Here is a 26809-nt window from a genome sequence, read left to right as displayed (position 1 = left end):
GCCAAGATCCTCCGGTGAGTTCTTCTCTGACACGCGGTGTGTGCGCCGTAGCGCTGCTACTGGCCTCGCCCCTGGCCCCCACCGTGGCCGCGGCCCGACCTGGCGAGCCGGTGCCGGCGCCGGCGCCGGATCCCGTCGCCCAGGCCCGCCTGCTCGGTGAAAGGACCGTTCCGCACAAACTCGCCTTCCAGGGAACCACCGTCGGCGGCTTCTCCGGCATCGACCGCAACCCGTGCACCGGCGAGTACGTCTTCATCAGCGACGACCGCTCGTACCTCCAGCCCGCCCGCTTCTACACGGCCAGGCTGGACGTGGACGCCGGCGGTGTGCACGCCGTCGACTTCACCGGCACCCATCCCTTCCGCCGGCCCGACGGTTCGTTCTACTCGGATCCGACCCTGGGCGACGGCAAGACCGTCGACCCGGAGGAGATCCGCGTCGACCCGCTCAGCTGCGCCTACTGGTGGGCGCAGGAGGGCGACCGGCCCAAGGTGGCGGGCCCGCCGGTGGTGCAGCCGTCCATCCAGTACGCCTCGCCCACCGGCGGCCACCTCGGACAACTGCGGCTGCCGTCGAACTACGAGATCACGATGGAGGAGCGCGGCCCGCGCCGGAACCAGGCGATCGAGGCGATCACCTTCGGCTCGAAGGGCACGGTGGTCACCAGCGCGATCGAGGGCCCGCTCCTCCAGGACGGCCCGGAACCCGATGTGAACCACGGCGCGCTGGTCCGCGTCACGCGGCAGAGCCGCGACGGGCGGGTGCTCGGGCAGTTCGCCTATCCGCTGGAGAAGATCTTCGCCGAGAACGACCCGGACAGCCCGTGGGGCCCGGACACCGGCGTCCCGTCCATCCTCGCGTTCCCCGGCCGGCCCGACCGCTACCTGGTGCTCGAACGAACCTGGGTCGCCGGCGCGGGCTACAAGATCCGCCTCTTCGACGCCACCACCCGAGGGGCGACCGACGTCCAGGAGATCGACTCCCTGGCGGGACGGCCGGTCGTGCCGATGCGCAAGACGCTCGTGGCGGACTTCGACACACTGGGCCTGTCCGCCGTCGACAACACCGAAGGCATGACATGGGGTCCCGACCTGCCCTCCGGTGAGCGACTGCTGCTCCTCGTCAGCGATGACAACTTCGCCGAGGAGGCGATCACCCAGATCGTCGCCCTCGGTATCCGCTGACCGCGGTCCCGGCCCGGCGGGCGCCCTTACGCTGGGGCCCATGATGATCAGGGGGACAGGCAGTCGGTGGCTCGTCGCGGCACTGACCGCTTCCGCGGTGCTCACCTCGGGGTGTTCGCACTCGGTCGATACCGAGGAACTGCCCGGTACCTACCGCGACGACGCGACCGGCGGGGAGATCCAGCTCGCGTCCGACGGGACGTTCGCCGCCACCGATGTGTCGACGGACTCGGACTCCGGCCCGGCCGACTTCAGCGGCCGGTGGACGTTCGTCGACAGCGACTCGTCCAGCGACTTCGTCTATCTGGAAGTCGCCGGTCGCGGCGTCGGCGGGCTCTCCGGTATCCAGCTCTACACCAGCGGTCGGGGAACGGTGGAGTTCAGCACCCCGGACGACTCGTGGTCCCTGGTGCTCACGAAGGTGCCGGCTCGGTAGACCGGCGTGAGTGGTGGCGGGCGGTCGCCGTGAGGAGCAGGGTCACTGTGGCTGAGGTCAGGGCAAGGGTGGTCATCGCGGTGGGGGGTGAGGTGAGTTCGGCGAGGGCGCCCGCCAGGGTCGCGGCGGTGCCCTGCATCGTGAGCATGCCGGAGGAGTGCAGGCCCAGGGCGTGGCCGGAGAGTTCCGGCGGGGTGAGGGACATCAGGCGTTCCTGCTGGACCAGGCTCGCTCCGAAGCCCGCCGAGGCCACGGTGGCCAGGGCGGCCGCCACCGGCAGGGGCGGCTGGAGGACGAAGAAGACGTACGGGGTGGCGAGGAGCAGCAGGAGCGGGGCGGCCAGGCGTCGGCGGCGGTCGGGCGGGATGAGCCGGCCGACCGCCACATCGCCCGCCAGCATGCCCACGGCCGCGCAGGCGAAGAGGGTGCCGGCGGAGTCGGGGGCGTAGGAGACGTAGAGGGCTTCGCAGCCGACGATCAGGCCGTTGGGGAGCCACAGGCCGAGGTAGACGAGGCGGCGCGGCGGGGACGACCAGAGCCGGGCGTTGGCCTGCCAGGTGGCCCGCACCGAGGGGCGGCCGACCGCGCGTGGCGGGCGGCGGGTCAGGCCGAGGCGGGCGATGAGCCCGGCCGTGAGGTAGAGGGCCGCGGCCATCAGGAGTGACGGGCGGGGCGAGAGGACGGCGATGAGGACGCCGCCGGTCGCGTAGCCGGTGATCTGCGTGATCCCGTTCATCATGTTGAAGGTCGAGCGGCCCAGCAGATAGCCGTCCTTGGGGAGGATCTCGTTCAGCAGGCCCCAGCCCACTCCCCCGCCCACCGACGCCATCAGCCCGTTGACGAGGAGGATCGCGAAGATCCCGGTGACGGGCAGTCCGGGCAGGGCGAGCGCGGCGGTGGCCGTGGCGAAGGCGAGCGCCGAGCAGGTCATGGTGGCGCGCGGCGGGAGGCGGTCGGCGGCCGACATGAAGAGCGTGGCGCCGAGGACGTGCGCCAGGGACGGGCCGAACAGGCTCAGCGCGGACAGCAGGGGCGAGGCGGTCTCCCGGTGGACGAGCGTGGCCAGGGCCAGGCCGCTCGTCGTACGGGCCAGGGTCTGGACGGAGGCGGCGAGGAAGAGCGGGGTGAACTCGGGGGTGCGGAAGAGGTCCCGGTAGCTGCGCATGCGCGGAGTGTGGGGAGGGCGTGGGGGCGGTCGGTAATGTTTCGCGCAGGAGCGCAACGACGGGGAGGCGGGCGCGGTCGTGGGCTGGTGGCAGATCAGTGCGGACACCCTCGCCGGGAGCCGGTTCGTGCTCTCGCCGCTCTCCGAGACCCTCGCGAGCCTGCGGCTGCTGCACGCCGCGCGGGCCGCGCACCCCGGGGAGCGGGCGTGGCTCGACGCCCATCTGCCCGCCTACCGGGCGCGGCTGGCCGCCGACCCGGTGACCGCGCTGCTCGTGCCGTCCGCGCTCGGCAGGGTGTGGATCGCGGACTTCGTCACCGTCACCCCGCGGGGCGGCGAGACCTTCGAGGAAGAGGTCGAGCGGGTGCGCGCGGTCCCGCCCGCCGACGCCCGCGCCCAGCTGGGCGTCTCCCTGGGCGGCGCCCCGCTCCCCGCCCCGCTGGACCGCGACGACCTGGCACAGCGCGCCGCGGACCTGCTCACCCACGTCTGGGAGGACGCCGTACGCCCGTACTGGGCACGGCGCCGCCGGGTCCTGGAGGCCGATGTGGTGGCCCGGGTGGCGCAGGTGGGCCGGGGCGGCTGGGCGACGGTGCTGGACGCGCTGCGGCCGGGGACGCGCTGGCTCGGCGGCAACCGGCTCCAGGTCAACGCGCACGAGCTGCCGCCGCGCGAGATCTCCGGCGCGGAGCTGCTGTTCGTGCCGGTGACCGCGCAGCGGGTGGGCTGGGTGGCGGCGGAGGGGACACGGCGGTTCGCGCTCGTGTACCCGTGCGCGGGCGCGCTGGCCGGGGACCGTGACGGGGAGCCCGTGCCGGCGGGCCTGGGCGCGCTGCTGGGGACCGCGCGGGCACGGGTGCTGATGCTGCTCGGCTCCCCGATGAGCACGAGTCAGCTCGTCGCGGTGACCGGGCAGGGGCTGGGTTCGGTCGGCCGGCATCTGCGGGTGCTGCGGGAGGCGGGGCTGGTGGAGCGGTGCGGCAGGGCGGGCCGGTCGGTGCTGTACGTGCGCACGGCGTCCGGGGAGGTCCTCGTCGAGGCGGGGCCGCCTCGGGAGCGGGGCGCGGTCCGGAGCTAGGGTCGGCCCATGACGACTGCGAAGAACAACGGCACTTCTCCCCTCGGCGTCGGGATCGGCGCACTCAACGGCGGCCCGGCGGACCTCGCCCAGTACCGGGGCCGGGCCGTGCTCGTCGTGAACGTGGCCTCCCAGTGCGGGCTCACCCCGCAGTACGCGGGGCTGGAACGGCTGCACGAGCAGTACGCGGAGCGGGGCTTCACCGTGCTCGGCGTGCCCTGCAACCAGTTTCTGGGCCAGGAGCCGGGCACCGCTGAGGAGATCGCCGAGTTCTGTTCGGCGACGTACGGCGTGACCTTCCCGATGACCGAGAAGGTGGAGGTCAACGGGGAGGGGCGGCACGCACTGTACGAGCGGCTGGTCGGTTTCGCCGACGCCGAGGGACACACCGGGGACATCCGCTGGAACTTCGAGAAGTTCCTGATCGGACGGGACGGCGAGGTCGTCGCCCGGTTCTCGCCGCAGACCGAGCCGGAGGCGGCGGAGCTCGTGGCGGCCGTGGAGAAGGCGCTCGGCTGAGCGCCTTGACCTTGCCCCTGGGGCAGGGACGAGCGTTCCTCCCACCGGGCGGAAGAGCCGCCCGGTGACGGAGGATGGCGGCGTGGACGAGGAACTGCTCCCCATCGGGGCGTTCGCGGCGCGGGCCCGGCTCTCGGCCAAGGCGCTGCGGCTGTACGACCGGCGGGGGCTGCTGGCCCCGGCGCGGGTCGACGAGGCCACCGGGTACCGCTTCTACCGGGCCGGTCAGATCGAACGGGCCCGGCTGGTGGCGCTGTTGCGCCAGCTGGACATGCCGCTCGCCCGGATCGCCGAGGTGCTCGACGCGGACGACGGTGCGGCGCGGGCCGAGCGGCTCGCCGCGTACTGGGCGGACGTCGAGGCACGGCACGCCGGGCGGCGGACGCTCGCCGAGTACCTCCGTGGACGGCTGTCGGGGAGGAGCTCCGAGATGTACGGGAAGTTCGTGGTCGACACGGTGGACGTGCCGGCGCAGGTGCTGATCACCGAGTCACGGCATGTGACGCCGGAAGAGCTGCCGGCGTGGATCGGGTCGTCGCTGGGCCGGCTGGTGGAGGCGGCCGGGGAGTGCGGCGGCGTGGCGGGGACGCCGTTCGTGGCGTACCACGCCGAGGTGTCCATGGAGAGCGACGGCCCGGCGGAGGCGTGCGTCCCGGTGGCCGACGAGGCGGCGGCACGCGCCTGGGCCGAGGCCGGGGGCAGGGCCTTCGCGGCGCGGGTGCGGGTGGAGCCGGCGCTGCGGCTGGCCCGTACCCGGATCACCAAGGCGCAGGTGGCGCATCCGCAGATCCTGGCCGCGTTCGAGGCGGTGGAGGGGTGGATGGCGACGGAGGGGCTGACGCCGACGGGGCCCTGCCGGGAGGTGTACTTCGGGGACTGGCCGGCCGCGGGTCCCGACGACCCGGTGTGCGACGTGGCCTTCCCGGTGGGGCCGCCCGCCGGGGGCTGACCCGGCCGGGCACCGGCGGAGCCCTCTCGGCTAGGACGGCGAACTGGTCGAGAGGGCCCTTCCGACGGTGCCCGTGACGGCGGCGTCAGTCCTTGACCGAGGCCACGAAGGCGCTCCACGCGTCCGCGGGGAAGGCCAGCTTCGGCCCCTCGGGAACCTTGGTGTCCCCGAGTTCCAGTGCGGTCTCGGTGGTCGACCTGACCATCACGCACGCGCCGTTGTTGTTGGTGTAGGAGGACGTCGTCCACGTTTCCGTGGTGCCCAGACGAATTGCCATGTTCGCTCCGTAGCCAGATGCTGAGTTGCTGTCACCGGCCTGCGCATCCGGCACGGACCGCAGATCGGATTTCGCCAACCCTCGCTGCCGGTTGGCGTGATCGACGCTACTCGTCACCTTCATCGTCCGGAGCGGTCGTTCACTCGACCGGGTGGCATATTCACTGTGGGACTTACCACCTCACATCCCCACGGTGTAAGATTCCGCCCCGCACGCGGCCCCGCATCCGGCCGCACCCCCGGCGTCACCTCAGCGCGCGTACTCCTTCGCGAGCCGTTCCACCAGCTGACGGGACTGTTCCACGTTCAGCGACTGCGCCCGCAGATGCTCGTACATCACCGTGTACTTCTGCACGTCGTGCGGCTTCTCCAGATACAGGTCGCTGGTGACGCCCTCGATGTACACCACGCTCGAATCGGCCGCGTCGGAGAACTCCAGGATCGAGTACTGGCCGTTGATGCCGGCGTGCGCACCGACCTCGAACGGCAGCACCTGCACGGTGATGTGCGGCTGCTGGGACAGCTCCATGACGTGCTCGAGCTGCTCGCGCATGACCTGACGGCTCCCCACGACCCGCCGCAGCGCCGCCTCGTCGAGCACCACCCACAGCCGCAGCGGATCCTTCTCCGCGGTGATCCGGCTCTGCCTGCGCAGCCGGACCTCGACCCGCTTGTCGTTCTCCTGCTCGGACGACTCCGGCGAACCGCCCTGCACGATCGCCTCGGCGTACGCGCGGGTCTGCAACAGCCCGGTGATGATCTGGGGTTCGTAGACACGCAGCGACTCCGCGTCCGTCTCCAGGCCGATGTAGACGCTGTACGGGATGTCACCGAAGGCGTGCCACCAGCCCTGCTGGCGGGAGTCCTTGGCCATCTGCATCAGCGAGTCGACGATCCGCTGGTCCTCGACCTCGTACACCCCGCACAGGTCGCGCACGTCGCGCTGGCTGATGCTGCGCCGGCCGTTCTCCAGGCGGCTGATCTTCGACTGCGAGACCAGCAGCCGCTCCGCCACCTCCTCGGCCGTCATGCCCTTGAGCTCACGGAGCCTGCGCAGCTCCTGGCCCAGCCGGCGTCGCCTGACGGTGGGATTGACATTGGACGCCACGGGACGTGCACCTCCGGCTGCGTGCCTCGTACTTGCCACTTTGCGTGTCTGCTGATGAGCAGATTGCCACCAAGGTGCTTCCCACCGCTGGAAAACGGGGGATATACGACGGGTACACGCCACTTCGGGTGCCGGTGGCGGGTGTTGGTGCCGGGCGGGGGCGCGCCGAGCGGGGCGGAGAGAACCGGTGTGTTCTCTCCGCCCCGCTCGGACAGCGGCTCCCGTGACCGGGTCGTGCGGTGCCGCGGATCCGCGGCGTGCCGTGCCGTTGGGCCCTGGGGGACGTACGGCTCAGTGGGCCACGGCACGTGCCATGGATCCGCGGCGGGGTTGCGTCGGAACGCCTCGGGCGGGTTCCGTCGTGCCCCTGCCGCCGGGGGCCTGCCGGCCCGCCGGTGCGGAGCTGCGGCGCGGCTGGGCAGCCGCACCGTTCTGGACGTCCATCACGGCATGCGCCACGAGTCCGCCCATCGGGTCGTGCCGGATCAGATCCCGCAACCGGGAGCGCGAGGAGCGACCCTCGTTCCCCGGGTACAGGTGCTTGCCGAGACCCACCGCGTGCGCCAGTGCGGCGAGCGCCGCGGTCCGCGGGTCCGGCGGGACGCCGGTGCGGATCGCGGAGTCCAGCCGGGCCCTGATTTCCCGGCTGATCTCGGTGTCCGTCGCCTGGTAGCGAGTCGTCGGCAGCACCCCGCACATCTGTCCGGCCACGGCATGCACCATGCCGCACCGCTCCAGATGCGAGAGGTAGGTCTGGCGGAGCCCGAGACGCGGCCCGCCGATCCAGTGGACCGCCCGTACCGGAGCGCCGCGCCTCCGCAGCAACTCCAACGCGCAGTCCAGTGTTGGGTCTCCAGTCGGCCGTGGCACCACCACGGCGATACGATCCCCGTCTGGGGCTATCCGTCCGGCCAGCGCCAGCTCCACTAGCTGTGCTCCGGCCAGACCGAGGTCGAGCGACTGCGGCTGTGCAGTGGTACCCGTGGTCGGGTCCAATGCCAGCAGCAGAAGCTCCTCCGGAAGTGTTCTGCGGCTCCTGCCCATCCATGCCTCCCCGCGTGGATGAATGACAGGGTGACCCCTCTCACATTGGTCTGTCGAGGGTGCGTGACCTGTTCGTAGTGGAACCGGTAGGTATGTCGTTCTCGTCTACCGCGTGGGGTGGGCCCGCACCCAGGACACTGGTACAGGGTTCGGACAGTACCGCGTGGTGCTGTCGCGGGCGGGCGATTTCACGGTTCGGATGGCGCACGCGGTGCGTGCGGCGCATGGAGGAGGCATCGGTGGCGGGCGAGTCCCCCGACAGGACGAAGCAGCGCGAGTCGTCGACAGAAACGACGTCGGGGAGCGCGGGTCCGGTTCCCGCCGAGCGGGATCCCCGATTGGCGGTGGCCCGCGAGTCGGAGCCCCCGGAGCGCGGCGGCACGTCCGACACGGCCACCCGGGTACTGTCGGTGCGCGCCGACGCGGCCGCTCCGGGCCCGGAGGGCGAGGGGCGGCTGCGCGAGGCGGTCGCCGCGTGGGTCCGCACGGCGGAGCCGGACGCCGAGGCGTCCCGCGACACGGAGGCGGCGGACATCGTTGCCGAGGACGCCTCCAGCGCGGGTACGGACACCACGGCGGACGACGCCGACGACGCGGCCGCGAGCGGCGCGAACACCGACACCGGCCGGGCGCGCGGCGACGCGCCCGACGCCCGGGAGGACACGAACGCCGCCGACGACACGTCCGACGACGCGGAAGACGCCGAAGGCGCCACCAGCGCGGGTACGGACACCACGGCGGGCAGCGCGGACACCGACGCCGACCCGACGCACGGCGACGCGCCCGACGCCCGGGAGCAGACGAACGCCGCCGACAACACGCCCGACGACGCGGAAGACGCCGAAGGCGCCACCAGCGCGGGTACGGACACCACGGCGGGCAGCGCGGACACCGACGCCGACCCGACGCACGGCGACGCGCCCGACGCCCGGGAGCAGACGAACGCCGCCGACAACACGCCCGACGACGCGGAAGACGCCGAAGGCGCCACCAGCGCGGGTACGGACACCACGGCGGGCAGCGCGGACACCGACGCCGACCCGACGCACGGCGACGCGCCCGACGCCCGGGAGCAGACGAACGCCGCCGACAACACGCCCGACGACGCGGAAGACGCCGAAGGCGCCACCAGCGCGGGTACGGACACCACGGCGGGCAGCGCGGACACCGACGCCGACCCGACGCACGGCGACGCGCCCGACGCCCGGGAGCAGACGAACGCCGCCGACAACACGCCCGACGACGCGGAAGACGCCGAGGACGCCACCAGCGCGGGTACGGACACCACGGCGGGCAGCGCGGACACCGACGCCGACCCGACGCACGGCGACGCGCCCGACGCCCGGGAGGACACAAACGCCGCCGACGACGCGGAAGGCCCCGAGCACGCCACCAGCGCGGGTACGGACACCACGGCGGACGACGCCGACGACGCAGCCGCGAGCGGCACGGACACCGACACCGACCGGGCGCACGGCGACGCGCCCGACGCCGGGGCCGAGCCCGCGTCCGCCTCGGAGGAGCGGACCGGGGACGAGGACGGCGGCGCGGACACCGCCGCCGAGGGCACCGGGACCGCCCGCGCGGACGCCTCGGACGCCGACGACACCGCCGACGGGGACGCCGCCCCGGACGACGGAGGCGCCGGTGCGGCAGCGACCGGCAAGAGCCCCGAGAGCGGCGACGCCGGCGCGGGCAAGGGCCCCGGCGTCGATCAGCCCACCGCCGTGTTCCGCACCCGGCAGCGGTCCGTCGACCAGCCCACCACCATGCTCAAGCTGGGCGACCAGGGCGCCACGGCCGCCGAGGCCGAGCGGACCAGCAAGTTCGTCGCGCTGAAGGGGCTCGACGACCCGGCCGCCCGCAAGCCCTCCGGCACCGTGCCGCCCCCGGCCGCCGAGGCCACCGGCGTGCTCCCGCAGGTCGGCCCCGAGCGGACCACGCAGCAGCCCCTGCCGCCCAAGCCGCCGCTGGACCTGCTGGCCGAGCTCACCAACACGCCGCCGCCCCCGCAGACCCCGCTGCGCACGGCCCTGCGGCGGGTCAAGATCTGGACGCCGCTGGTCCTGCTCGTCCTGATCATCTTCGCGGTCGCACAGAACTTCCGCCCGCTCCCCGAGCCGGGTCTGGAGCTCACCGCCCAGGACAGCTTCACCTTTGAGGGCGGCAAGCCCGAGATCCCGTGGCCGGCCGACGGACAGGCGGCCCTCGATGTGCAGGGGATCGGCACGTTCGGCTCGTCCGGCGAGCAGAAGCCCGTGCCGATCGCCAGTGTCGCCAAGGTCATGACGGCGTACCTGATCCTGCGCGACCACCCGCTCAAGAGCGGCGCCGAGGGTCCGATGATCAAGATCGACGACCTCGCGGAGAAGCAGTCCGACGCCGGGCAGGAGTCGACCGTCGACGTCACCGCGGGCGACGAGATCTCCCAGCGGGAGGCGATCGAGGCCATCCTGATCGCGTCCGCGAACAACGTGGCGCGGCTGCTGGCCCGCTGGGACGCGGGGTCCGAGAAGGAGTTCGTCGCGAAGATGAACGAGGCCGCGAAGGACCTCGGCATGACCAACACGACGTACACCGACCCCTCGGGGCTGAACGACACCACCGTGAGCACCGCCGTGGACCAGGTGAAGCTGGCCAGGGAGGCGATGAAGCAGCCCGCCTTCCGCGAGGTCGCCGCGATGATGTCGTACGACGACTACAAGGGCACCAACCACTCCAACTGGAACCAGCTGGTCGGCCGCAACAACGTCGTCGGCATCAAGACCGGCACCACCACCTCCGCGCTCGGCAACCTGGTGTTCGCCGCGAAGAAGGACGTCGACGGGGAGACCCGCACGATCGTCGGCGCCGTCGTGCGCCAGCCCGCGGGCGGCACGGACAACACCATCCTGTCCGCCGCTCTCACCGCGGGCGACCAGCTGATCCGCGCCGCGCAGGACGCGCTGGAGGCGGCGACCATCCTGAAGAAGGGCGACGTCGTCGGGTATGTGGACGACGGGCTGGGCGGCCGTACGCCGGTCGTCGCCACCAAGGACGTCAAGGCCGTCGGCTGGGCGGGGCTGGAGGTGAAGCTGACGTTCGCCCCGGACGAGGTGCCGCACCAGGCGAAGGCAGGCACGAAGGTGGGCACTCTCACGGTGGGTGATGGCTCGAGCACCGCCGTCAAGATCCCGGTCGCCCTCCAGGAGGACCTCGTGGAGCCTGGCTTCACGGACAAGCTGACCCGTATCACCTGAGACGGACCGGGCGCAGCGCACCGCACCCCGTCGGCCTCCGCCCACCCGGGCGACGGCCGGCGGGGTGCGTGCTAGCGTCACGAAACGGACAGCGAACGGGCAAGGAACGGATACGGGGAGTGCCTGAAGGTGGCCACAGCGGAGCCGACACGCGCCGACGACGCCGATCCCGGTCCGGGACCCGGTCCGCGAATACCGGTGTCCGGAGCACAGCACCCCGCCGAGGACGCCGATAGCCCGGCCGGTGTCCTCAGGTCCGCCTCCGTCCTGGCCGTGCGCGCCCGCATGCTGCGCCACCCCGTGCTGTCCGTCACCGGCCTCGCCGGCCTGCTCCACCTCGTCTGGTTCTTCACGTTCGCCAACAGCGGCGGCGACCTCGCGGCGCAGGACGCCTGGGCCGAGTTCGTCGGCCGGCACCCGGACTCCGCGTACAACCTCGCCTGGTACGGCGGGATGCACCCGGTGTCGTACAGCGTGGTGTCGCCGTATCTGATGTCCGTGCTCGGGGTGCGGACGACGATGATGATCGCGGGGACCGTGGCGGCCGGGCTGCTGACGCTGGTGCTCATACGGAGCCGGGCGGTGCGCAACCCCCTGTGGGCGGCGCTCACGGGCGTGTTCGCACTGCTGTGCAACGCCGCCTCCGGGCGGGTGACGTACGGCCTGGGCACGATGTTCGCGCTGGGCGCGGTCGCCGTCGTCTTCTGCTGGCCGTACCGCTGGCGCTACAAGCGCTGGGCGAAGGCACTGTGCGCGGCGTTGCTCGCGGCGCTGGCGACCATGGCCTCGCCGGTGGCGGGGCTTTTCGTGGGTCTGGTGGCGGTGGCGCTGTTCCTGCAGAAGCGCCGGCCGGGGGCGTGGGCCCTGGGGCTGGCGCCGAGCGCGGTGGTGGCGGTGTCGGCGTGGCTGTTCCCGTTCTCGGGGACGCAGCCGATGGGCGTCGGCTCGGTGATCCTCCCGCTGCTGTACTCGATCCTGGTGTACGTCCTGGTCCCCCGCGAGTGGCGGACCGTACGGATCACGGCCGCGGTGTACGGGCTGGGCGTGGTGCTGGTCTGGCTGATCAGTTCGCAGATCGGGTCGAACATGACGCGGCTGGCGATGCTGTTCGGCGGTGTGGTGCTGGTGACGGCGCTGCCGTACACGGTGCCGAAGTCCCGCAAGTGGTACGTGCTCGCCCTCGCCGTCGTCGGCTTCTTCGGCTGGATCGGCGTCAAGTCGGTCAACGACGTCGTGAACACCACCCCGCGCGCCTCCTGGGCGCGCGAGCTGGCGCCGCTGGTGAACGAGCTCCAGGAGGTCGGCGCCGAGCGGGGCCGCGTGGAGGTCGTCCCGGCCCGCTCGCACCGTGAGGCGTCCGCGCTGGCGCCGTACGTCAACCTCGCGCGGGGCTGGAACCGGCAGGCCGACATGGAGCGCAACCCGCTCTTCTACGACGACACCCTCAACTCGGCGAACTACCACGAGTGGCTGAAGCGCTGGGGCGTGCACTACGTGGTGCTGCCGAAGGACGAGCCGGACGGCGACGGCGGCCAGCGGGAGCGGGAGCTGGTGCAGCGCGGGCTGCCGTATCTCACGCAGATCTGGGGCGACGCGAACTGGCAGCTGTTCGCGGTGGAGGCGCCGACGCCGCTGGCGGAGCCGAACACGGTCGTGGAGCGGGCCGAGCAGGGGGAGTGGACGCTGCGGGTGGAGAAGGCGGGGCGGATCCTGGTCCGGGTGCCGTATTCGCCGTGGCTGGCGCTGGTCGATGCGGAGGGGACGGCGTTGGAGGCGCCGCAGGAGACGGAGGAGTCGCGGGAGCGGGCGGAGGGGGAGGACCCGACGTTCGAGAACGTGCACGGGTGTCTGATGGAGACGGAGGAGGACGCGAACGGGGACCAGTGGACGGTGCTGGTCGCTCCGGAGCCGGGGACGTATCGGCTGGCCGCGCCGTACAAGTGGGGGCAGCGGGGGACGCCGTGTCCGGAGGAGTGGCGGTAACGGGGAGTACGGGGGTGAGGTGAGGGGTTTCTCGCCCCCGCCGCCCCTTCTCGTCCCGTCCCTGGAGGCTTCGCCCCCAGACCCCCTTTTGCGCAGTCCACCGCGCCCCTAGGGGTGTCTGCTAAACGATCATCGAGCCGTGATGTGCGTGCTCGTTCCCCTTGTCCGGCCGTCTGACGTCAGTGAGTCAGGACCGGCGCTGAGACTCCGGACGAGGCGCCGCCGTGGGCAATCTCATCGACGTCTACCCCACCACGAACGCGGACTACGCCCGGTTCGTTCGCGCCACCGGTCACCGGGCGCCGCAACACTGGCCGCAGGGACGGTGCCCGGACAGCATCTTCGATCACCCCGTGGTCTGGGTGACCTGGCATGATGCGGCCGCTTACGCCGCGTGGGCCGGCAAGGCACTGCCGACGAGCAGGCACTGGGAAAAGGCGGCCCGCGGCTCCAAGGGCCGCTCGTACCCGTGGGGCGACGCGCCGACGGCTGCGAAGTGCAACGTCCTCGACTCCGGCATAGGCCGCACCACCCCCGTCACCCGCTACCAGTCCGGGGTGAGCCCGTACGGTGTCTTCGACCTGTGCGGGAACACCTGGGAGTGGTGCGCCACCGAGTCCGAGTCAGGCCGTCACGAGTTGAAGGGCAGCGCGTTCAGGAGCCCTTTCACGCGGGCTGCCCCTCCCTGACGGACGACGCCAACGACACGATGCGCGACAACGACACCGGCTTCCGCTGCGTCAGCACTGCGGTCGTGTGAACCGGCTCAGGCCCCCTTCCTTGCGTGGCCGCCGACGTGGTGCCGCGTTCAGGACAGCGCGGCTGGTGTCCACTGGCTGGACTGGTACAACGACCACCGGCCCCCCACCGGCATCAGCAGCCACCCACCAGCCGGCCGCGTCACCGACTTGTCCGGTCAGCACGCCTAGGCTCCTCTGGGGTAGCGGGTCAGCCAGGCCTGGGAGGCGTGGGCCGGGGTGTGCAGGGCGGGGCCCTGGGTCATTTCCATGGCGAAGTCGTCGGCCAGTTCCAGGAGGGTGGGGCGGCCTTCCAGTTCGGCCAGCCAGGCCGGGGGGAGGGCGGTCTCGCCGTGCAGGGCTCCCAGGAGTCCCCCGGTCAGTGCGCCGGCGGCGGCGCTGGGGCCGTCGTGGTTCACGGCCAGGCACAGGCCGTGCCGTACGTCCTCCCCCACCAGCGCGCAGTACACGGCGGCGGCGAGCAGCCCGTCCGCGGTGGCGTTGCCGATCAGCTCCGTCACCCGCTCCGGGCCGGGCATCCCCTGGCGTACGGCACCCAGCGCTTGCTGGAGCGCGTCCGACACCGGCTGGTGTCCCGGCCGGGCGGACAGCAGGGCGAGCGTGCGCTGCACCGCCGTGTCCAGGTTCTCGCCCCTCGCCAGCGCGTGCACGAGCACGGCGTACGCGCCCGCCGAGAGGCAGGCGACCGGGTGACCGTGGGTCTGCGCCGCGCACTCCACCGCGAGCTGTGCGACGAGCTGCGGCTCCCAGCCGACGAGCAGTCCGAAGGGCGCGGACCGGGCGGCGGCCTCCGGCCCGGCCTCGCCGGGGTTCTTGGGCGCGGCCGGCGTGCCCATGGTGTCGTCGCCGAGCCCGGTCAGCAGCGTGCGAGCGGGGCCGCGGCGGGCGTAGAGCCATTCCTCCCTGGCCAGCCAGCCATCGTCCTTGCGCCGTTCGTCCGGGCCCCAGTCCCGCTGGGTGGTGGCCCAGCGCAGATACGCCCGGTGCAGGTCGGTCGGCGGGTGCCAGGCGCCGGTGTCGCGGCGGACCTGGGCGCGGATCAGGCCGTCCACGGAGAACAGGGTGAGCTGGGTGTGATGGGTGACGGCGCCGCGCCGGCCGTATGCGGAGGCGAGGCCGGTGATTCCCTCGGCGCCGTGCGCCGCGCGGATCGCGTCGGTCGCCATGCCGTCCACGGGCGCGCCCAGCGCGTCCCCGACGGCCACCCCGAGCAGCGTGCCGCGCACCCGGCTGCGGAAGTCCTGCTGCTCACGGCGTCCCCAGACAGGCCCGGCCGTACCAGCCACCATGACCTCCCGGGCGCCGTCCGTACGTACAACGCCCAGCACTGTAATCGAACGAGGACGGGCGGTTCAGGGGGCGGATGGTATGCGGAATGTAACCGGTTTGGTCGGAAGCGGTCACTGTCAGCCGTCGCGGTGGCGTACGACCGCCTCGCGCTGGGTGCGGGCCCACGCGTAGGACGGGGCGATCTCCAGCGCCCGGTCCAGGTCGGCCAGGGCGTCCGCGACCCGGCCCCGGCGGAAGCGGGAGACCCCCCGGCTCGCGTACGCCGAGGCGTACCCGGGGTCGAGGGCCACGGCGCGGTCGTAGGCGGCGAGGGCCTCCTCGTCGCGGCCGGCGGTGCGCAGGGCGTCGCCGCGTTCGCAGTGGGCCCACGGGGAGTCGGGCCGCAGGGCGACGGCGCGGTCGAGGTCGGCGAGCCGGCGGCCGGGCTCGTCGAGCTCCCGCCAGACGCGGGCCCGGCGGAGCAGCGCCCAGAAGTAGTCCGGGTCGAGTTCGAGGGCGCGGTCCAGTGCCATGAGCGCGGCGGCCGGGGCTCCGAGGGCGAGCCGGGCGGCGCCGAGGGAGGCCCAGGCGTAGGCGTGGCCCGGGTCCAGGGTGAGGGCCTTGCGCAGATCCCGTACCGCCGCCGAGTAGTGGCGCAGGACGCGGCGGTACTCCCCCATCAGGGCGTGGAGTCCGGCGTCCCGGGGGGTGACGGCGACCGCGCGGCTCAGGTGGGCGATCGCCTCCGGGTAGTCGTCCTCGGCCGCGGCCAGGACCGCCCTGCCGCGGTGCAGCCGGGCCGTCAGGGCGGCGGAGCGCACCAGGCCGAAGTACCCGTCACCGGTCCCGGACGGATCCGGCACGCCGTCGGCGTCGTACGCCGCGTGCGCCTCGGCCGTGCTCTCCGGGCCGGCCACCTCGTGCCCCGCCGCGCCGGGGACCGGGACCGACCACGGGTCGCCCAGCAGGTCCGCGTCGTCCCCGGTCAGCGACGGCGGGTCGGAACGCGGGTGCGCGGCGCCGTCCGGCGGACCCGTGCCCGTCACCCGCGGGGCGGACGGGGGCAGCAGCCGTTCCAGGACGGCTCCGGGTCCGCCGCCGCGGTGGGCGTCGGACAGCTCCCGCCACCAGCCGGTCACCGCCTCCAGGTCCGCGTCCCGGCCGGCGTCCTCCAGCAGCCGCAGCCAGCGCTCGGCCACGTCCGCGCCCTGCTCGCAGGCGTCCACCAGGTCCCGCATCACCTCCTGCGGAGCCCCGTGGTCCCGGGCGCACAGCAGGTGGTACGACTCGGCCAGCCGCAGTTCCCGCCACTCCTCGTCGGTCCACAGCTCGCCGGCGTTCCGCCCGGTCTGGTGCTCCTCGCGCCAGCGGCGGAACGTCGTGGCCAGGCGCCGGTGCCGGTCCGCCCAGCCGCGCGGGGACAGGGTGCGCTGCCAGCGCAGCATCGGGGCGCGCACGACGTCGTGGTAGCGCAGCCGCGCCGCGCGCTCGTCGGTGAAGGCCAGCCCGCTCAGCCACTCGTACAGCGCGTCGCGCTGCTCCGGCGGGCAGTCGACCGCCGCGCGGAACACGTCCGCGTCGAGCCAGCGGGGCAGCGCGCCCCAGAGCGCGGCGGACCTGCGGGAGGGCTCGGCCTCCCACTTGAGGAAGAGTTCGACGGCCGTCCCGCTGGGGTCGGACACGTCCTCGGGCCCGGCGGGCCGGGTGCCGGCGAGGGTGGAGACCAGGACCGGAAGGCCGCCGGTGAGCCGCAGGACCTCGCGGACGACGGGCTCCGCCGTGACGCCCCGGCCGGCGAGCAGGCCACGCGCCTCCGCCTCGGAGAAGGGGGCGAGCGGCATGGGCGCGGTGAAGTCCGTGAAGTCGTGCCAGCGCCCGTCGTCCAGGGGGTGCCGGCCGGCGGTCACCACGACGGCGTTGGCCGTCAGGGCGCCGTGCCGGTCGGTCGTCATGAGGGCGTGCAGCCAGGCGTCGAGGAAGGGGCCGGTCCGCTCGTAGGTGTCGAAGAACAGCACGATCCAGGGCACCGCGGCGGCGGCGTCGGCGAGCTCCTGCGTCAGTACCGGGGTGAGGACGCTCTCCGGGGTGAGGACGAGTTCGACGTCCTCGTGGCTGCGGAACCGGGCGGCGAGGGCGGAGCGCAACCGGTCGGCGCCCTGGGCGAGTTCCCCCGGATCGACGGCGCCGGTGAAGGCGCCGACGCCGGGTATCAGGCCGAGCCCGGCCAGTCCCGCCCGGGCGACGGCCAGGCTGCCCGCCGACGGGCCGGTTCCCGGGTCCGGGTCGGCGGCGGCGTGCGCGGCGAGCTCCGCCTCGTGGCGCCGCTCGCGGTGGGCGTGCAGCAGCTTGTCCAGCTCCTTGAAGCGATGGCCCTGTCCCGCGACCTGACGGCACACCGCGGCAAGCGCCTCGGGGACACTGCCCGCGTTCTCGTCGACGTACGCCGTCAGCGCGCCCCTCTCCCGGGCCAGCTGCTCGAACTCCCGGACCAGGAAGGTCTTCCCGACGCCCGCGTCGCCGTGCACATGGAACAGGAAGCGGTGCCGTTCGTCCTCGGGCGGGAGGTCGAAGTTCGCCCGGAAGAGTTCGCGCTCGGCGCTGCGGGCCACGAGACCGGCGCGGCGGCGCTGCCGGACGATCTGCTGCATCGACAGCCGTGCCTGCGCCACGCGTACGTCCCCTCGTCCGTGTCCGACGCCCCTCATTCTGGCCCAACGGACCGGCGATCCGGGCCGGGGACAAGGGAATTGAGTGACGGCAGGCGCCTCGTGCGGGACACCGGCACCGCACACGGTCCGTACTGCCGCGCATCCGCTCCGACTGACTTCGGAATACGTTCCGAAGTACCGTCGAGTCGTGTCCACTCCTACGGTCGCCTTCTCCGAGCTCTCGAAGAACTCGAAACGCGTCGCCGAAACGCTCGACCAGGCCCATCGCGTGCACGTCACGCGCCGGGACGGCGAGGATCTCTACTTGACCACCGCACGCCACGATCAGCAGCGCGAGGAAACGGCGGACATCACCGCCCGCCTCCTCGCCGCCCTCGTGCGCAGCGACGCCGGCGAGCGGGCCATACTGCGCGCGCTGCCGTCGGTCTTCCCGTGGGTCCGTCACCTGTCCGCCGAGGAGGCGAAGGAGTTCGTCGCCGACCTCATCGACGCCACTCAGGACGCGGCTCAGCTGGACGTGCACGGCAACCTCCACCGCCTCGTCGCCGAATGGCGTGCGACGGCACGCATCCTCGCCGATCCCGAGCTCACCGCTCGGCTCACGCGCCGGCTGCCGGACGAGGACCACGGCGAGGTGACGGCGCCGTGAGTCCGAAGCGCGGTGATGACGTCGTTCCGCCCGCGGTCGACAGCGAGTGGCGTTTACGCTTCGCGACGAACGAGGCGGCGAAGGGGTGATGGCGAACTCGGTGCCGAGGCGCCGGGGAACGCGCGCCGCTGCTACGAGGCTCTGCGTCTCGACCCGCTGTCGCGGGCCGACCCCGACCGTCAGCACCGGCTCCGCGGCAGACTCGCCACGAGAAACCACGGCGGCCGGGACTACCCGCAGTGGGAGTACGAGGTGACGGCGAGCGGCCGCGTGCGCTATCTCGTCGACGAGGCACGCCGCACGGTCTACTTCGTGTACGCATCCACGCGCCACCCGAAGGACACCGAATAGCCGCACGTCCGGTGCGGTCGCCGGGCTACTCGACCACGCGTACCGTCGTGCCCGCCGTGCCGAAGGCCCACAGGGCCTTGCCGTCGTCCTTGGAGACGCGGATGCCGCCGGTCTTGGCGTCCGGGGCCGCGGGCGGGGGCGAGGAGCCGTCGACCGCGTTGGAGAAGGCCACGGAGATGCCGGACTTCGCGGCGAAGTAGACGATGTGCTCCACCGGGACGCCGTCGCTGCCGGTCGTGGCCTCGGTGCGGGTGCCGATCGTGTAGGCGCCGGGGTCCGGGGAGATGGTGCCCGGCCAGACCGGGAAGGTGCGGCGGGGCGCGTCGCTGGCGTCGACCAGCCAGACGCGCTTCTGGCCGAGGGAGTAGACGATCCGGCGGCCGGTGCCCGAGTCCGCGGGGACCGCCGCCGGCTTCTTCTCCTCGGGGCCGGCGGACGGCTTGGCGTCCGCCGTGGCCGACGCGCTCGGCCGGCTCGTGGCCGCGGTGGGCTTCGTGCCCTGGTCCGCCTGGACGGCCAGGACCGCCACCACGGCTATCGCCCCCGTGGTCAGCCCGGTCACCCAGGCCCACGAAGGAAGACGGGCAGACACCGGTACGCATCTCCTCAGCTACGGGTCTCGAACGCGCGTCGGATCATCCTACTGCCCGTGCCGTCCCGTCTCCGTCCGCGTGGCGGTCACGAGCGCCCGTCCGGTCGCGTGCGATGGCCTCCCCGCGCGGGCCGACATATCCGCTGAAGGACAGCCAGTCGGCGTCGGTCAGTCCGCGAGTCAGACCCGGCGGAGAAGCCACCACACATCCTCACTGTCAGTCCAGCACCGGCAGCAGGTCCGGCAGATGGCCGTCCGAGGCCTCCGCCGCGCGGCGGCGTTCCTCCGGGACCTCCCCGTACAGGGTCGTACGGGGCTTCGCCGGGCGGCCGGCCGCTTCGGCGACGGCCACCAGGTCACGCACCGACTTGTAGGAGCCGTAGGACGAGCCCGCCATGCGGGAGATGGTCTCCTCCATCAGCGTGCCGCCGAGGTCGTTGGCCCCGGAGCGCAGCATCTCCGCCGCCCCCTCCGCGCCCAGTTTCACCCAGCTCGTCTGGATGTTGGGGATCCAGGGATGCAGCAGCAGCCGCGCCATCGCCGTGACCGCGCGGTTGTCGCGGACCGTCGGGCCCGGGCGGGCGATCCCGGCCAGGTAGACCGGGGCGTTGGTGTGCACGAAGGGGAGGGTCACGAACTCCGTGAAGCCGCCCGTCCGCCGCTGGATGTCCGCCAGGGTCCGCAGATGGCCCAGCCAGTGGCGGGGCTGGTCGACATGGCCGTACATCATCGTGGACGAGGAGCGGATGCCCAGCTCGTGGGCCGTGGTCACCACCTCGATCCAGGTGGCCGCCGGCAGCTTGCCCTTGGTCAGGATCCAGCGGACCTCGTCGTCGAGGATCTCCGCCGCCGTGCCGGGGATGGTGTCGAGGCCGGCCTCCTTCGCGGCCGTCAGCCACTCCCGCACCGACAGGCCGGTGCGGCTCGCGCCGTTCACCACCTCCATCGGGGAGAAGGCGTGCACATGCATGCCGGGGACGCGTTCCCTGACCGCGCGGGCGATGTCGAAGTACGCCGTCCCCGGCAGGTCGGGGTGGATCCCGCCCTGCATGCAGACCTCCACCGCGCCCACGTCCCAGGCCTGCTGGGCGCGGTCGGCCACCTGGTCCAGGGACAGGGTGTAGGCGTCGGCGTCCGTGCGGCGCTGGGCGAAGGCGCAGAAGCGGCAGCCGGTGTAGCAGACGTTGGTGAAGTTGATGTTGCGGGTGACGATGTACGTCACGTCGTCGCCGACCGCCGACCTGCGCACGTCGTCCGCCACCCGGCACAGGGCGTCCAGCGCCGGGCCGTCGGCGTGCAGCAGGGCGAGCGCCTCGGCGTCGGTGAGCCGGGTCGGGTCCTCGGCGGCCGTGCGCAGGGCGCCGCGCACGTCGGTGTCGATGCGCTCGGGCACCATCCCGGGGGCGGCGGCCTCGCGCAGGGCGTCCCAGTCTCCGTACACCTCGTCGAAGTCGTCGCGGCGGTCGGCGGTGCGGCCCTCGGTGTCGATGGTGCGGTGCAGATCGGTGCGGCCGCTCGCGGTGAACGCCTCGTCCGGCTCCTGCCAGGGCAGCCCTTCGGGGAGCGCGTCCGGGCGGGCGAGTCCCGTCTCCGGGTCGGCGAGCGCGGCCACGTGCGGGCGCAGCCGCGGGTCCAGCCAGGGCTCGCCGCGCCGTACGAACTCCGGGTAGACGCAGAGGCGTTCGCGCAGCTCGAACCCGGCCGCCCGGGACCGCTCGGCCAGCTCCTCGATCTGCGGCCACGGGCGCTCGGGGTTGACGTGGTCGATGGTGAGCGGGGAGACGCCGCCCCAGTCGTCGATGCCCGCGCCGATCAGCCGCTCGTACTCGGAGTCGACCAGGTTGGGCGGGGCCTGGAGGCACGCGGACGGGCCGAGGACGTGCCGGGCCACGGCGACCGTGGCGACCAGTTCGTCCAGCTCCGCGTCCGGCATGCCGCGCATCGCGGTGCCGGGCTTGGCGCGGAAGTTCTGGATGATCAGTTCCTGGATGCCGTGGTGGGCGCGGGCGATCTTCCGCAGCGCGAACAGCGACTCGGCCCGCTCCTCGTGGGTCTCGCCGATGCCGATGAGGATCCCGGAGGTGAAGGGGACGGAGGAGCGTCCCGCATCCTCCAGGACCCGCAGCCGCACGGCCGGCTCCTTGTCCGGGGAGCCGTGGTGGGGACCGCCGGGCTCGGACCACAGGCGGGTGGCGGTGGTCTCCAGCATCATGCCCATCGACGGCGCGACCGGCTTCAGACGCTGGAAGTCCGTCCAGGTCAGCACGCCCGGGTTGAGGTGCGGGAGGAGGCCGGTCTCCTCCAGGATCCGGATGGAGACCGCCCGGACGTAGGCGATCGTGTCGTCGTAGCCGTGCGCGTCGAGCCACTCGCGCGCCTCGGGCCAGCGGTCCTCGGGCTTGTCGCCCAGAGTGATGAGGGCTTCCTTGCAGCCGAGCGCGGCGCCCTTGCGGGCGATGTCCAGCACCTCGTCCGGCGACATGAACATCCCGTGCCCGGCCCGGCGCAGCTTGCCCGGCACGGTCACGAACGTGCAGTAGTGGCACTTGTCCCGGCACAGCCGGGTCAGCGGGACGAAGACGCTCTTCGAGTACGTGATGACCCCGGGCCGGCCGGCCGCCTCCAGACCCGCGTCCCGGACCCGGGCGGCGGAGGCGGCGAGGTCCCGCAGATGCTCACCGCGGGCCTGGAGCAGCACCGCCGCCTCGGTGACGTCCAGGGAGACCCCGTCCCGGGCGCGTCTGAGAGCGCGGCGCATGGCGTTCTCGGTCGGGACGGCGGAGGTCGCGGGAGTCGTCATCGTTCGAGCATAAGGTCGCCCCGATCAGCCGGAACTGCGGCCCGGACAACGTCGGCGGACGGCCCCCGCACGGTGTCCCTCCGCCCGGGGCGCCCGGGGGGGGCTCCGGTCTCGGGTGTCGCCGGGACCGAGCCCTGGTGGGGCCGACCTCCCGACCTGTGACAGGGAGCCTTTGCCAACTTGCTGCGTGAACTGGTCGGTTGGCTCGACAGATGAGTGAAGCCCCTGGTAGACGGGTTCACGACCAAGATCACCCGGTACCCACCAGAGGCTTCACGTGCTTGTCTACCCGTGCGGGCTGGACGTGTCCAGTCGGTCCCTGTCCTTCCTCGCCGCTCGCCTGCGAGAACACCGTCGCCGGATCAGATGCCGCTGGCGCCGGCTCTCGGTCGGCCGTCAAGACCTGCTGGTGTTGGCGCATCTGCGGAACGGAACCACATACGCCCAGTTCGCAGCGGGTTTGGGGGTCGGGACGAGCACGGTATACCGCTACATCAGCAAGGCCGTCGACCTGCTGGCCGCGCTCGCACCGACCCTCGATGAGGCCGTCCGGACTGCTTCGACGAAAGCGTACGTCCTGCTCGACGGGACGCTCCTGCCCATTGACCGGATCGCCGCCGATCGGCCCTTCTACTCCGGGAAGCATAAGAAGCACGGCATGAACGTGCAGGTCATCGCCGATCCGTTCGGCCGACTGCTGTGGGCCTCACCCGCGCTGCCAGGGGCCGTTCACGATGTTCGCGCGGCCCGCGAACACGGCATCATCGATGCCCTCGACCAGGCCCACATCCCTTGCTGGGCGGACAAGGGCTACCAGGGTGCCTGCGGCACGGTCCGAGTTCCGTTCCGCGGCCGATGGGAGACGCTGTCCGCAGGCCAGCAGGCCGTGAACCGATCCCAGGCCAAGATCCGTGCCCTCGTCGAACAAGCCATGGCCACCCTCAAGAACTGGCGACTCCTCCGCAAACTCCGCTGCTCGACCACCCGTACCACGCACCTCGTCCAGGCCGTCCTCACCCTGCATCACGCCAGCTCAACCGCAGGTTGAAAAGGCCTCAGGGATCATAGCGAGCGGACGGTATGCGGATCACCTGCTTCGCCACCCATCGACCGGGCAGCCGCTCGCCGCGCTCGAGCCGCGTCACCGTCTGCGGGCCCGGACGGAGGAAGACAATGAAATGAGCCACCGACTTCGCCGACGGCCGATCACGACAGCACAGGGAAAGCCAGATTGCCCGTTCACGCCTTCTCGAGTCTGCAATTTTGCACGAAAAGGCAATTCATTGCTGAGCGCTTGACAGATGCACAACGATTCACAGAAGGTGAATGTAATGGTCAATGCGGGTCGATCATGCAGACGCAAGGCCATCTTTTGATGCGAGGCCGGCGTTCACTGCGCACCAATCGGTGACCTATTCATCAAGGGAAAAGAAAATCCGTGACATACAAGCGACTCCTCCGGCGAGTGGCCGTACCGACGGCAATGACAGCCGCCATAGCGGGCGGCAGCCTCACTGCGGCACCCTCTGCGAGTGCCGCACAGTCGGACTGTCCGGCCACGGGGGTCTTGGACCTATGGATTCCATGAATAATCTCGATCCGTCCAATGACACCATCTCCTCCTGGCAGCCTTGCTAGTGAGGCACTCATCCCTGAGTGAGGGTGATCTCGCTGGGGGATGTATGGGTGTCCCAGCCCCGGCGTTTCACTGACCTGCCGGGACATCACCGGCGGGCGCGGCGCGGAACCAACAGCATCTCGCGCCGGCCCACCTGCGCAGACGGGATTGCAGCCTTCAAGTGAAGGTGGGGCGGCGATCCAGCCTGATCGCGGCCCCACGCCGGTGGCGCGTGGCTTCCTTCCTCCCCGGAGGGGGTGTCCTTACGTGTTGAATCGACCCCGGATGCCGGCGCGCGGCACGGGCAGCGACTCCCGCAGCCCCCACCCGCCGATCGGCAGCCAGCCGTCGGCGTACTCGCAGATGTGCGCGAACACCTTCGGCCCGGCCGCCCCGCCGACCAGCGCGCGCGGGCCGACCACCGGACCGCGCGGCTTCCGCACCGGCTTGGGGTACGCGATGCTCGCCCGGACGCTCCCGAACTCGCCCTCGTACGCGGTCGGTTCCTCCGACCACAGCGCCCGCATCAGCCCCATCCGGTCCCGCACCAGCTCCCGCCGGGTACGCCGGCGCACCCCGTGGTCGGCGGCGTGAGGGCCGCCGGGCTCGGACCACAGGCGAGTCACAGGGATGTCCCGCCTCGGATGTTGCCGGGACCGAGCCCTGGTGAGGCCGACCTCCCGACCTGTGACAGAGACCACAGCGAGCGGGAGGCATCCGGGTGGCTAACGATCCATCAGATGAAAGGGAGCGCGGTCAGTCGGCGCCGTACCCCGTGGTGGATACCGACGGCTCCGCCGCTCCCTCGGAAAAGTGAAACGGAGAACCCTTGTGAAACGAAGTGCGCGAAGCGCTGTTCTGGCCGGGCTGGTGTCCGCCACGATGATGACGTCACTGACTGTCGGGGCGACGAGCGCCTCCGCGATAGACCGTGTCGCATGCACCTCGGACGAGTTCGTCAAACTCACCGTTCATTTCGGCGGCTCGTCGGACTCAGCTGATTGGTGCTACGCCAACGCCGGATGAACCGGGCTGCCACAGAACTTGTGGATCACCCGGATCTGGACCGGGAAAAACGTTGTCCAATACCGCGGGGACGGACGGTGGCAGCCGCAGACGCCGATCGACAGGGGTCGGCCGTACACGTGGCCCAACCACCCGGGCGGGGTCCGTATCGACGCGATCAAAATCTTCTAGTGAAGGTGGGGCGGCGATCCAGCCTGATCGCCGCCCCACGCCGGTGGTGAGTGGCTTCCCCACTCCCTGGGGTGCCCCCGTCTGGTTCGTCGACCCCGGTGGGGTCGGCACGTGGGGGTTGCTCCCGTTTTTCAGGAACGTCCCGCGGGTGGGGCGCCTGGTGCGCGGGCGTGAGGGGATCTCCGGAGGGGTGTTCAGAGGAACTCCGCGTAGTCGTCCAGCGTCCGCAGTACCTCCGCGTCCCCCTCCGCGGGCAGCTGCACCACGACCTCCTCGATGCCCAGCTCCGCGAAGTACGCCAGCTTTCCCGCGCTGGGCGAAACGGCGTACGGCACGACCTGGAGGGCATCCGGGTCGCGACCCGCGTCCGCCCAGGCGGAGCGCAGTACGGGCAGCGACTCCCGCAGCCCACGCCCGCCGATCGGCAGCCAGCCGTCGGCGTACTCGCAGATGTGCGCGAAGAGCTTGGGCCCGGCCGCCCCGCCGACCAGCGTGCGCGGGCCGACCACCGGACCGCGCGGCTTCCGCACCGGCTTGGGGTACGCGATGCTCGCCCGGACGCTCCCGAACTCGCCCTCGTACGCGGTCGGTTCCTCCGACCACAGCGCCCGCATCAGCCCCATCCGGTCCCGCACCAGCTCCCGCCGGGTACGCCAGCGCACCCCGTGGTCGGCGGCCTCCTCCACGTTCCAGCCGTAGCCGAGGCCGAGCGTGAACCGGCCGCCGGAGAGGTGGTCCAGGGTCGCGATCTGCTTGGCCAGGTCGATCGGGTCGTGCTGCGCGGCGAGGGTGATGCCGGTGCCCAGACCGAGCCTTTCGGTGACGGCCGCGGCCTGCCCGAGCGCGACGAAGGGGTCCAGCGTGCGGCCGTACTCCCGTGGCAGCTCGCCGCCCGCCGGATAGGGGCTGGTCCGCTCCGCGGGGATGTGCGTGTGCTCGGGGAGGTAGAGCCCGGCGAAGCCCCGCTGCTCCAGCTCACGGGCGAGCCGGACGGGAGTGATCGTCTCGTCGGTGAGGAAGATCGTGACGGCGATGCGCATGGGCGGCCTTTCGTACGCGGACGACGCCCCATGCATACCCCGGCCACCCCCTCCTGTCCATACCGACCGGTCGGCATCAGCCGTGGCGCACCCTCCGGGCGGGCGCCGCCGCGCCGACGTCGGGGACGTGCACCGTGCCCGGCCGGCGCGGCGTCCCGGGCATGGACGCCCCGGTCTCCGTGCGGCTGCCGGAGGCACCGGCGCCCCACGCGGCACGGTCCGGCCGGAGACCGACCGGGGTGTGCCGCACACCGCTGCCCCGCTGCCGGTGCCGGACGCCGGGGTGGCGCAGTGGCGGACCACACCGCGCCACGCCGCTGACGGACGCGCCGGCTTGCCGCACACGGCGGCCGCCGCCCGGTACGCCGGCCGCGCTCACCCGCCCGGTCCTCCCGCCCCGCCGGTAGGCTCGGGGCACCATGACGTCTCGCGCCGAACGCAAGTACCGTGCCGCCACCGCCTTCCAGCGCCGGGTGGGGAACCCGCTGCTGCGCCGGCTGCCGTTCCAGACGCTGCTGGAGACCACCGGGCGGGTCTCCGGGCTCCCCCGGACGACCCCGGTGGGCGGGCGCCGGATCGGCGACTCGTTCTGGCTGGTCTCGGAGTTCGGGGAACGCTCGCAGTACGTCCGCAACATCAAGGCCGACCCCCGGGTGCGGGTACGCGTCCGGGGCCGCTGGCACACCGGCACCGCCCATCTGCTGCCCGACGACGACCCCGTGGCCCGGCTGCGCCGGCTGCCGCGCTTCAACGGCCTGGCCGTACGGGCCTTCGGGGCGGGGTTGCTGACGGTGCGGGTGGATCTGGACGGTTGAGGACGAAGATGTGTGGGCCCGGTGGGGGCCCGCCCCTCCCCGTGTGATCGGTGTCTCGCACAGCTGACGC

General features: G+C 72.4%; 20 protein-coding genes and 1 pseudogene. 11 read left to right on the top strand and 10 right to left on the bottom strand.

From position 1 onward, the window contains the following. The first annotated feature begins 14 nt into the window (after positions 1-14). Together AC5L3C_RS21320 and AC5L3C_RS21315 are read left to right on the top strand one after the other, a co-directional pair. A complete protein-coding gene (locus AC5L3C_RS21320) occupies positions 15-1184 on the top strand; it encodes an esterase-like activity of phytase family protein (protein WP_493650346.1) in 1170 nt (389 codons plus the stop codon). 40 nt (positions 1185-1224) lie between these two features. After that, entirely contained in the window at positions 1225-1620 is a 396-nt protein-coding gene (locus tag AC5L3C_RS21315; RefSeq protein WP_493650345.1) for a hypothetical protein, read from the top strand. On the opposite strand, the gene AC5L3C_RS21310 is transcribed toward AC5L3C_RS21315, so the two are convergent. Then, positions 1598-2785 (bottom strand): MFS transporter, encoded by a 1188-nt coding sequence (locus AC5L3C_RS21310; RefSeq protein WP_493650344.1) that lies wholly within the window; start codon positions 2783-2785, stop codon positions 1598-1600. The genes AC5L3C_RS21315 and AC5L3C_RS21310 overlap by 23 nt on opposite strands. Positions 2786-2864: 79 nt before the next feature. On the opposite strand from AC5L3C_RS21310, the gene AC5L3C_RS21305 reads away from it, so the two are divergent. From AC5L3C_RS21305 to AC5L3C_RS21295, 3 genes are all read left to right on the top strand, one after another. Further along, positions 2865-3863, top strand: a complete 999-nt coding sequence (locus tag AC5L3C_RS21305; protein ID WP_493650343.1) for an ArsR/SmtB family transcription factor — start codon at positions 2865-2867, stop codon at positions 3861-3863. A gap of 9 nt (positions 3864-3872) precedes the next feature. After that, entirely contained in the window at positions 3873-4382 is a 510-nt protein-coding gene (locus tag AC5L3C_RS21300) for a glutathione peroxidase (RefSeq protein ID WP_493650342.1), read from the top strand. Between the two features lie 64 nt (positions 4383-4446). Continuing rightward, entirely contained in the window at positions 4447-5331 is an 885-nt protein-coding gene (locus AC5L3C_RS21295; protein WP_493650341.1) for a MerR family transcriptional regulator, read from the top strand. 85 nt (positions 5332-5416) lie between these two features. Here the strand turns inward: AC5L3C_RS21295 and AC5L3C_RS21290 are convergent, their stop codons facing one another. From AC5L3C_RS21290 to AC5L3C_RS21280, 3 genes are all read right to left on the bottom strand, one after another. After that, on the bottom strand, positions 5417-5608 hold the full coding sequence (locus AC5L3C_RS21290; RefSeq protein WP_125505849.1) for a DUF397 domain-containing protein: 192 nt from the start codon (positions 5606-5608) through the stop codon (positions 5417-5419). A gap of 249 nt (positions 5609-5857) precedes the next feature. Then, positions 5858-6715, bottom strand: a complete 858-nt coding sequence (locus tag AC5L3C_RS21285; RefSeq protein ID WP_493650340.1) for a helix-turn-helix domain-containing protein — start codon at positions 6713-6715, stop codon at positions 5858-5860. A gap of 291 nt (positions 6716-7006) precedes the next feature. Next, a complete protein-coding gene (locus tag AC5L3C_RS21280) occupies positions 7007-7759 on the bottom strand; it encodes a GOLPH3/VPS74 family protein (protein ID WP_493650339.1) in 753 nt (250 codons plus the stop codon). Between the two features lie 533 nt (positions 7760-8292). Between AC5L3C_RS21280 and AC5L3C_RS21275 the strand changes: the two genes are divergently transcribed. The 3 genes from AC5L3C_RS21275 (at position 8293) to AC5L3C_RS21265 (ending at position 13670) form a co-directional block, all read left to right on the top strand. Then, on the top strand, positions 8293-10998 hold the full coding sequence (locus AC5L3C_RS21275; protein ID WP_493653961.1) for a D-alanyl-D-alanine carboxypeptidase: 2706 nt from the start codon (positions 8293-8295) through the stop codon (positions 10996-10998). Positions 10999-11127: 129 nt separating this feature from the next. Beyond that, a complete protein-coding gene (locus tag AC5L3C_RS21270) occupies positions 11128-12981 on the top strand; it encodes a DUF8823 domain-containing protein (RefSeq protein ID WP_493650338.1) in 1854 nt (617 codons plus the stop codon). 224 nt (positions 12982-13205) lie between these two features. Further along, entirely contained in the window at positions 13206-13670 is a 465-nt protein-coding gene (locus AC5L3C_RS21265; RefSeq protein ID WP_493650337.1) for a formylglycine-generating enzyme family protein, read from the top strand. Positions 13671-13906: 236 nt separating this feature from the next. On the opposite strand, the gene AC5L3C_RS21260 is transcribed toward AC5L3C_RS21265, so the two are convergent. Together AC5L3C_RS21260 and AC5L3C_RS21255 are read right to left on the bottom strand one after the other, a co-directional pair. Further along, on the bottom strand, positions 13907-15025 hold the full coding sequence (locus tag AC5L3C_RS21260) for an ADP-ribosylglycohydrolase family protein (RefSeq protein ID WP_493653960.1): 1119 nt from the start codon (positions 15023-15025) through the stop codon (positions 13907-13909). A gap of 120 nt (positions 15026-15145) precedes the next feature. After that, the gene (locus AC5L3C_RS21255; RefSeq protein WP_493653959.1) at positions 15146-17656 is read right to left on the bottom strand and encodes a tetratricopeptide repeat protein; all 2511 of its coding nucleotides are present in this window, start codon (positions 17654-17656) and stop codon (positions 15146-15148) included. A 208-nt stretch (positions 17657-17864) separates the two neighbouring features. Here AC5L3C_RS21255 and AC5L3C_RS21250 point away from each other — a divergent pair, with 208 nt between their 5' ends. Beyond that, a complete protein-coding gene (locus AC5L3C_RS21250; protein WP_493650336.1) occupies positions 17865-18326 on the top strand; it encodes a prevent-host-death family protein in 462 nt (153 codons plus the stop codon). Positions 18327-18702: 376 nt separating this feature from the next. On the opposite strand, the gene AC5L3C_RS21245 is transcribed toward AC5L3C_RS21250, so the two are convergent. Further along, on the bottom strand, positions 18703-19269 hold the full coding sequence (locus tag AC5L3C_RS21245; RefSeq protein WP_493650335.1) for a hypothetical protein: 567 nt from the start codon (positions 19267-19269) through the stop codon (positions 18703-18705). 217 nt (positions 19270-19486) lie between these two features. Further along, positions 19487-22069 (bottom strand): bifunctional FO biosynthesis protein CofGH, encoded by a 2583-nt coding sequence (locus tag AC5L3C_RS21240; RefSeq protein ID WP_493650334.1) that lies wholly within the window; start codon positions 22067-22069, stop codon positions 19487-19489. A gap of 277 nt (positions 22070-22346) precedes the next feature. Between AC5L3C_RS21240 and AC5L3C_RS21235 the strand changes: the two genes are divergently transcribed. Next, complete coding sequence (locus AC5L3C_RS21235) at positions 22347-23117, top strand: transposase family protein (RefSeq protein ID WP_493650333.1); 771 nt, start codon at positions 22347-22349, stop codon at positions 23115-23117. A gap of 860 nt (positions 23118-23977) precedes the next feature. Here AC5L3C_RS21235 and AC5L3C_RS21230 read toward each other — a convergent pair. Then, positions 23978-24277 (bottom strand): annotated as a pseudogene (locus AC5L3C_RS21230) (LLM class flavin-dependent oxidoreductase); the annotation flags it as partial. 801 nt (positions 24278-25078) lie between these two features. Then, a complete protein-coding gene (locus tag AC5L3C_RS21225) occupies positions 25079-25924 on the bottom strand; it encodes an LLM class F420-dependent oxidoreductase (protein ID WP_493650332.1) in 846 nt (281 codons plus the stop codon). A 419-nt stretch (positions 25925-26343) separates the two neighbouring features. Here AC5L3C_RS21225 and AC5L3C_RS21220 point away from each other — a divergent pair, with 419 nt between their 5' ends. Next, on the top strand, positions 26344-26739 hold the full coding sequence (locus AC5L3C_RS21220) for a nitroreductase/quinone reductase family protein (protein ID WP_125505830.1): 396 nt from the start codon (positions 26344-26346) through the stop codon (positions 26737-26739). The last annotated feature ends 70 nt before the right edge of the window (positions 26740-26809 follow it).

The organism is Streptomyces speibonae (assembly GCF_984686075.1).
The sequence above is the reverse complement of the archived record's forward strand: the minus strand, read 5'-3'. Positions and strand labels throughout refer to the sequence as shown.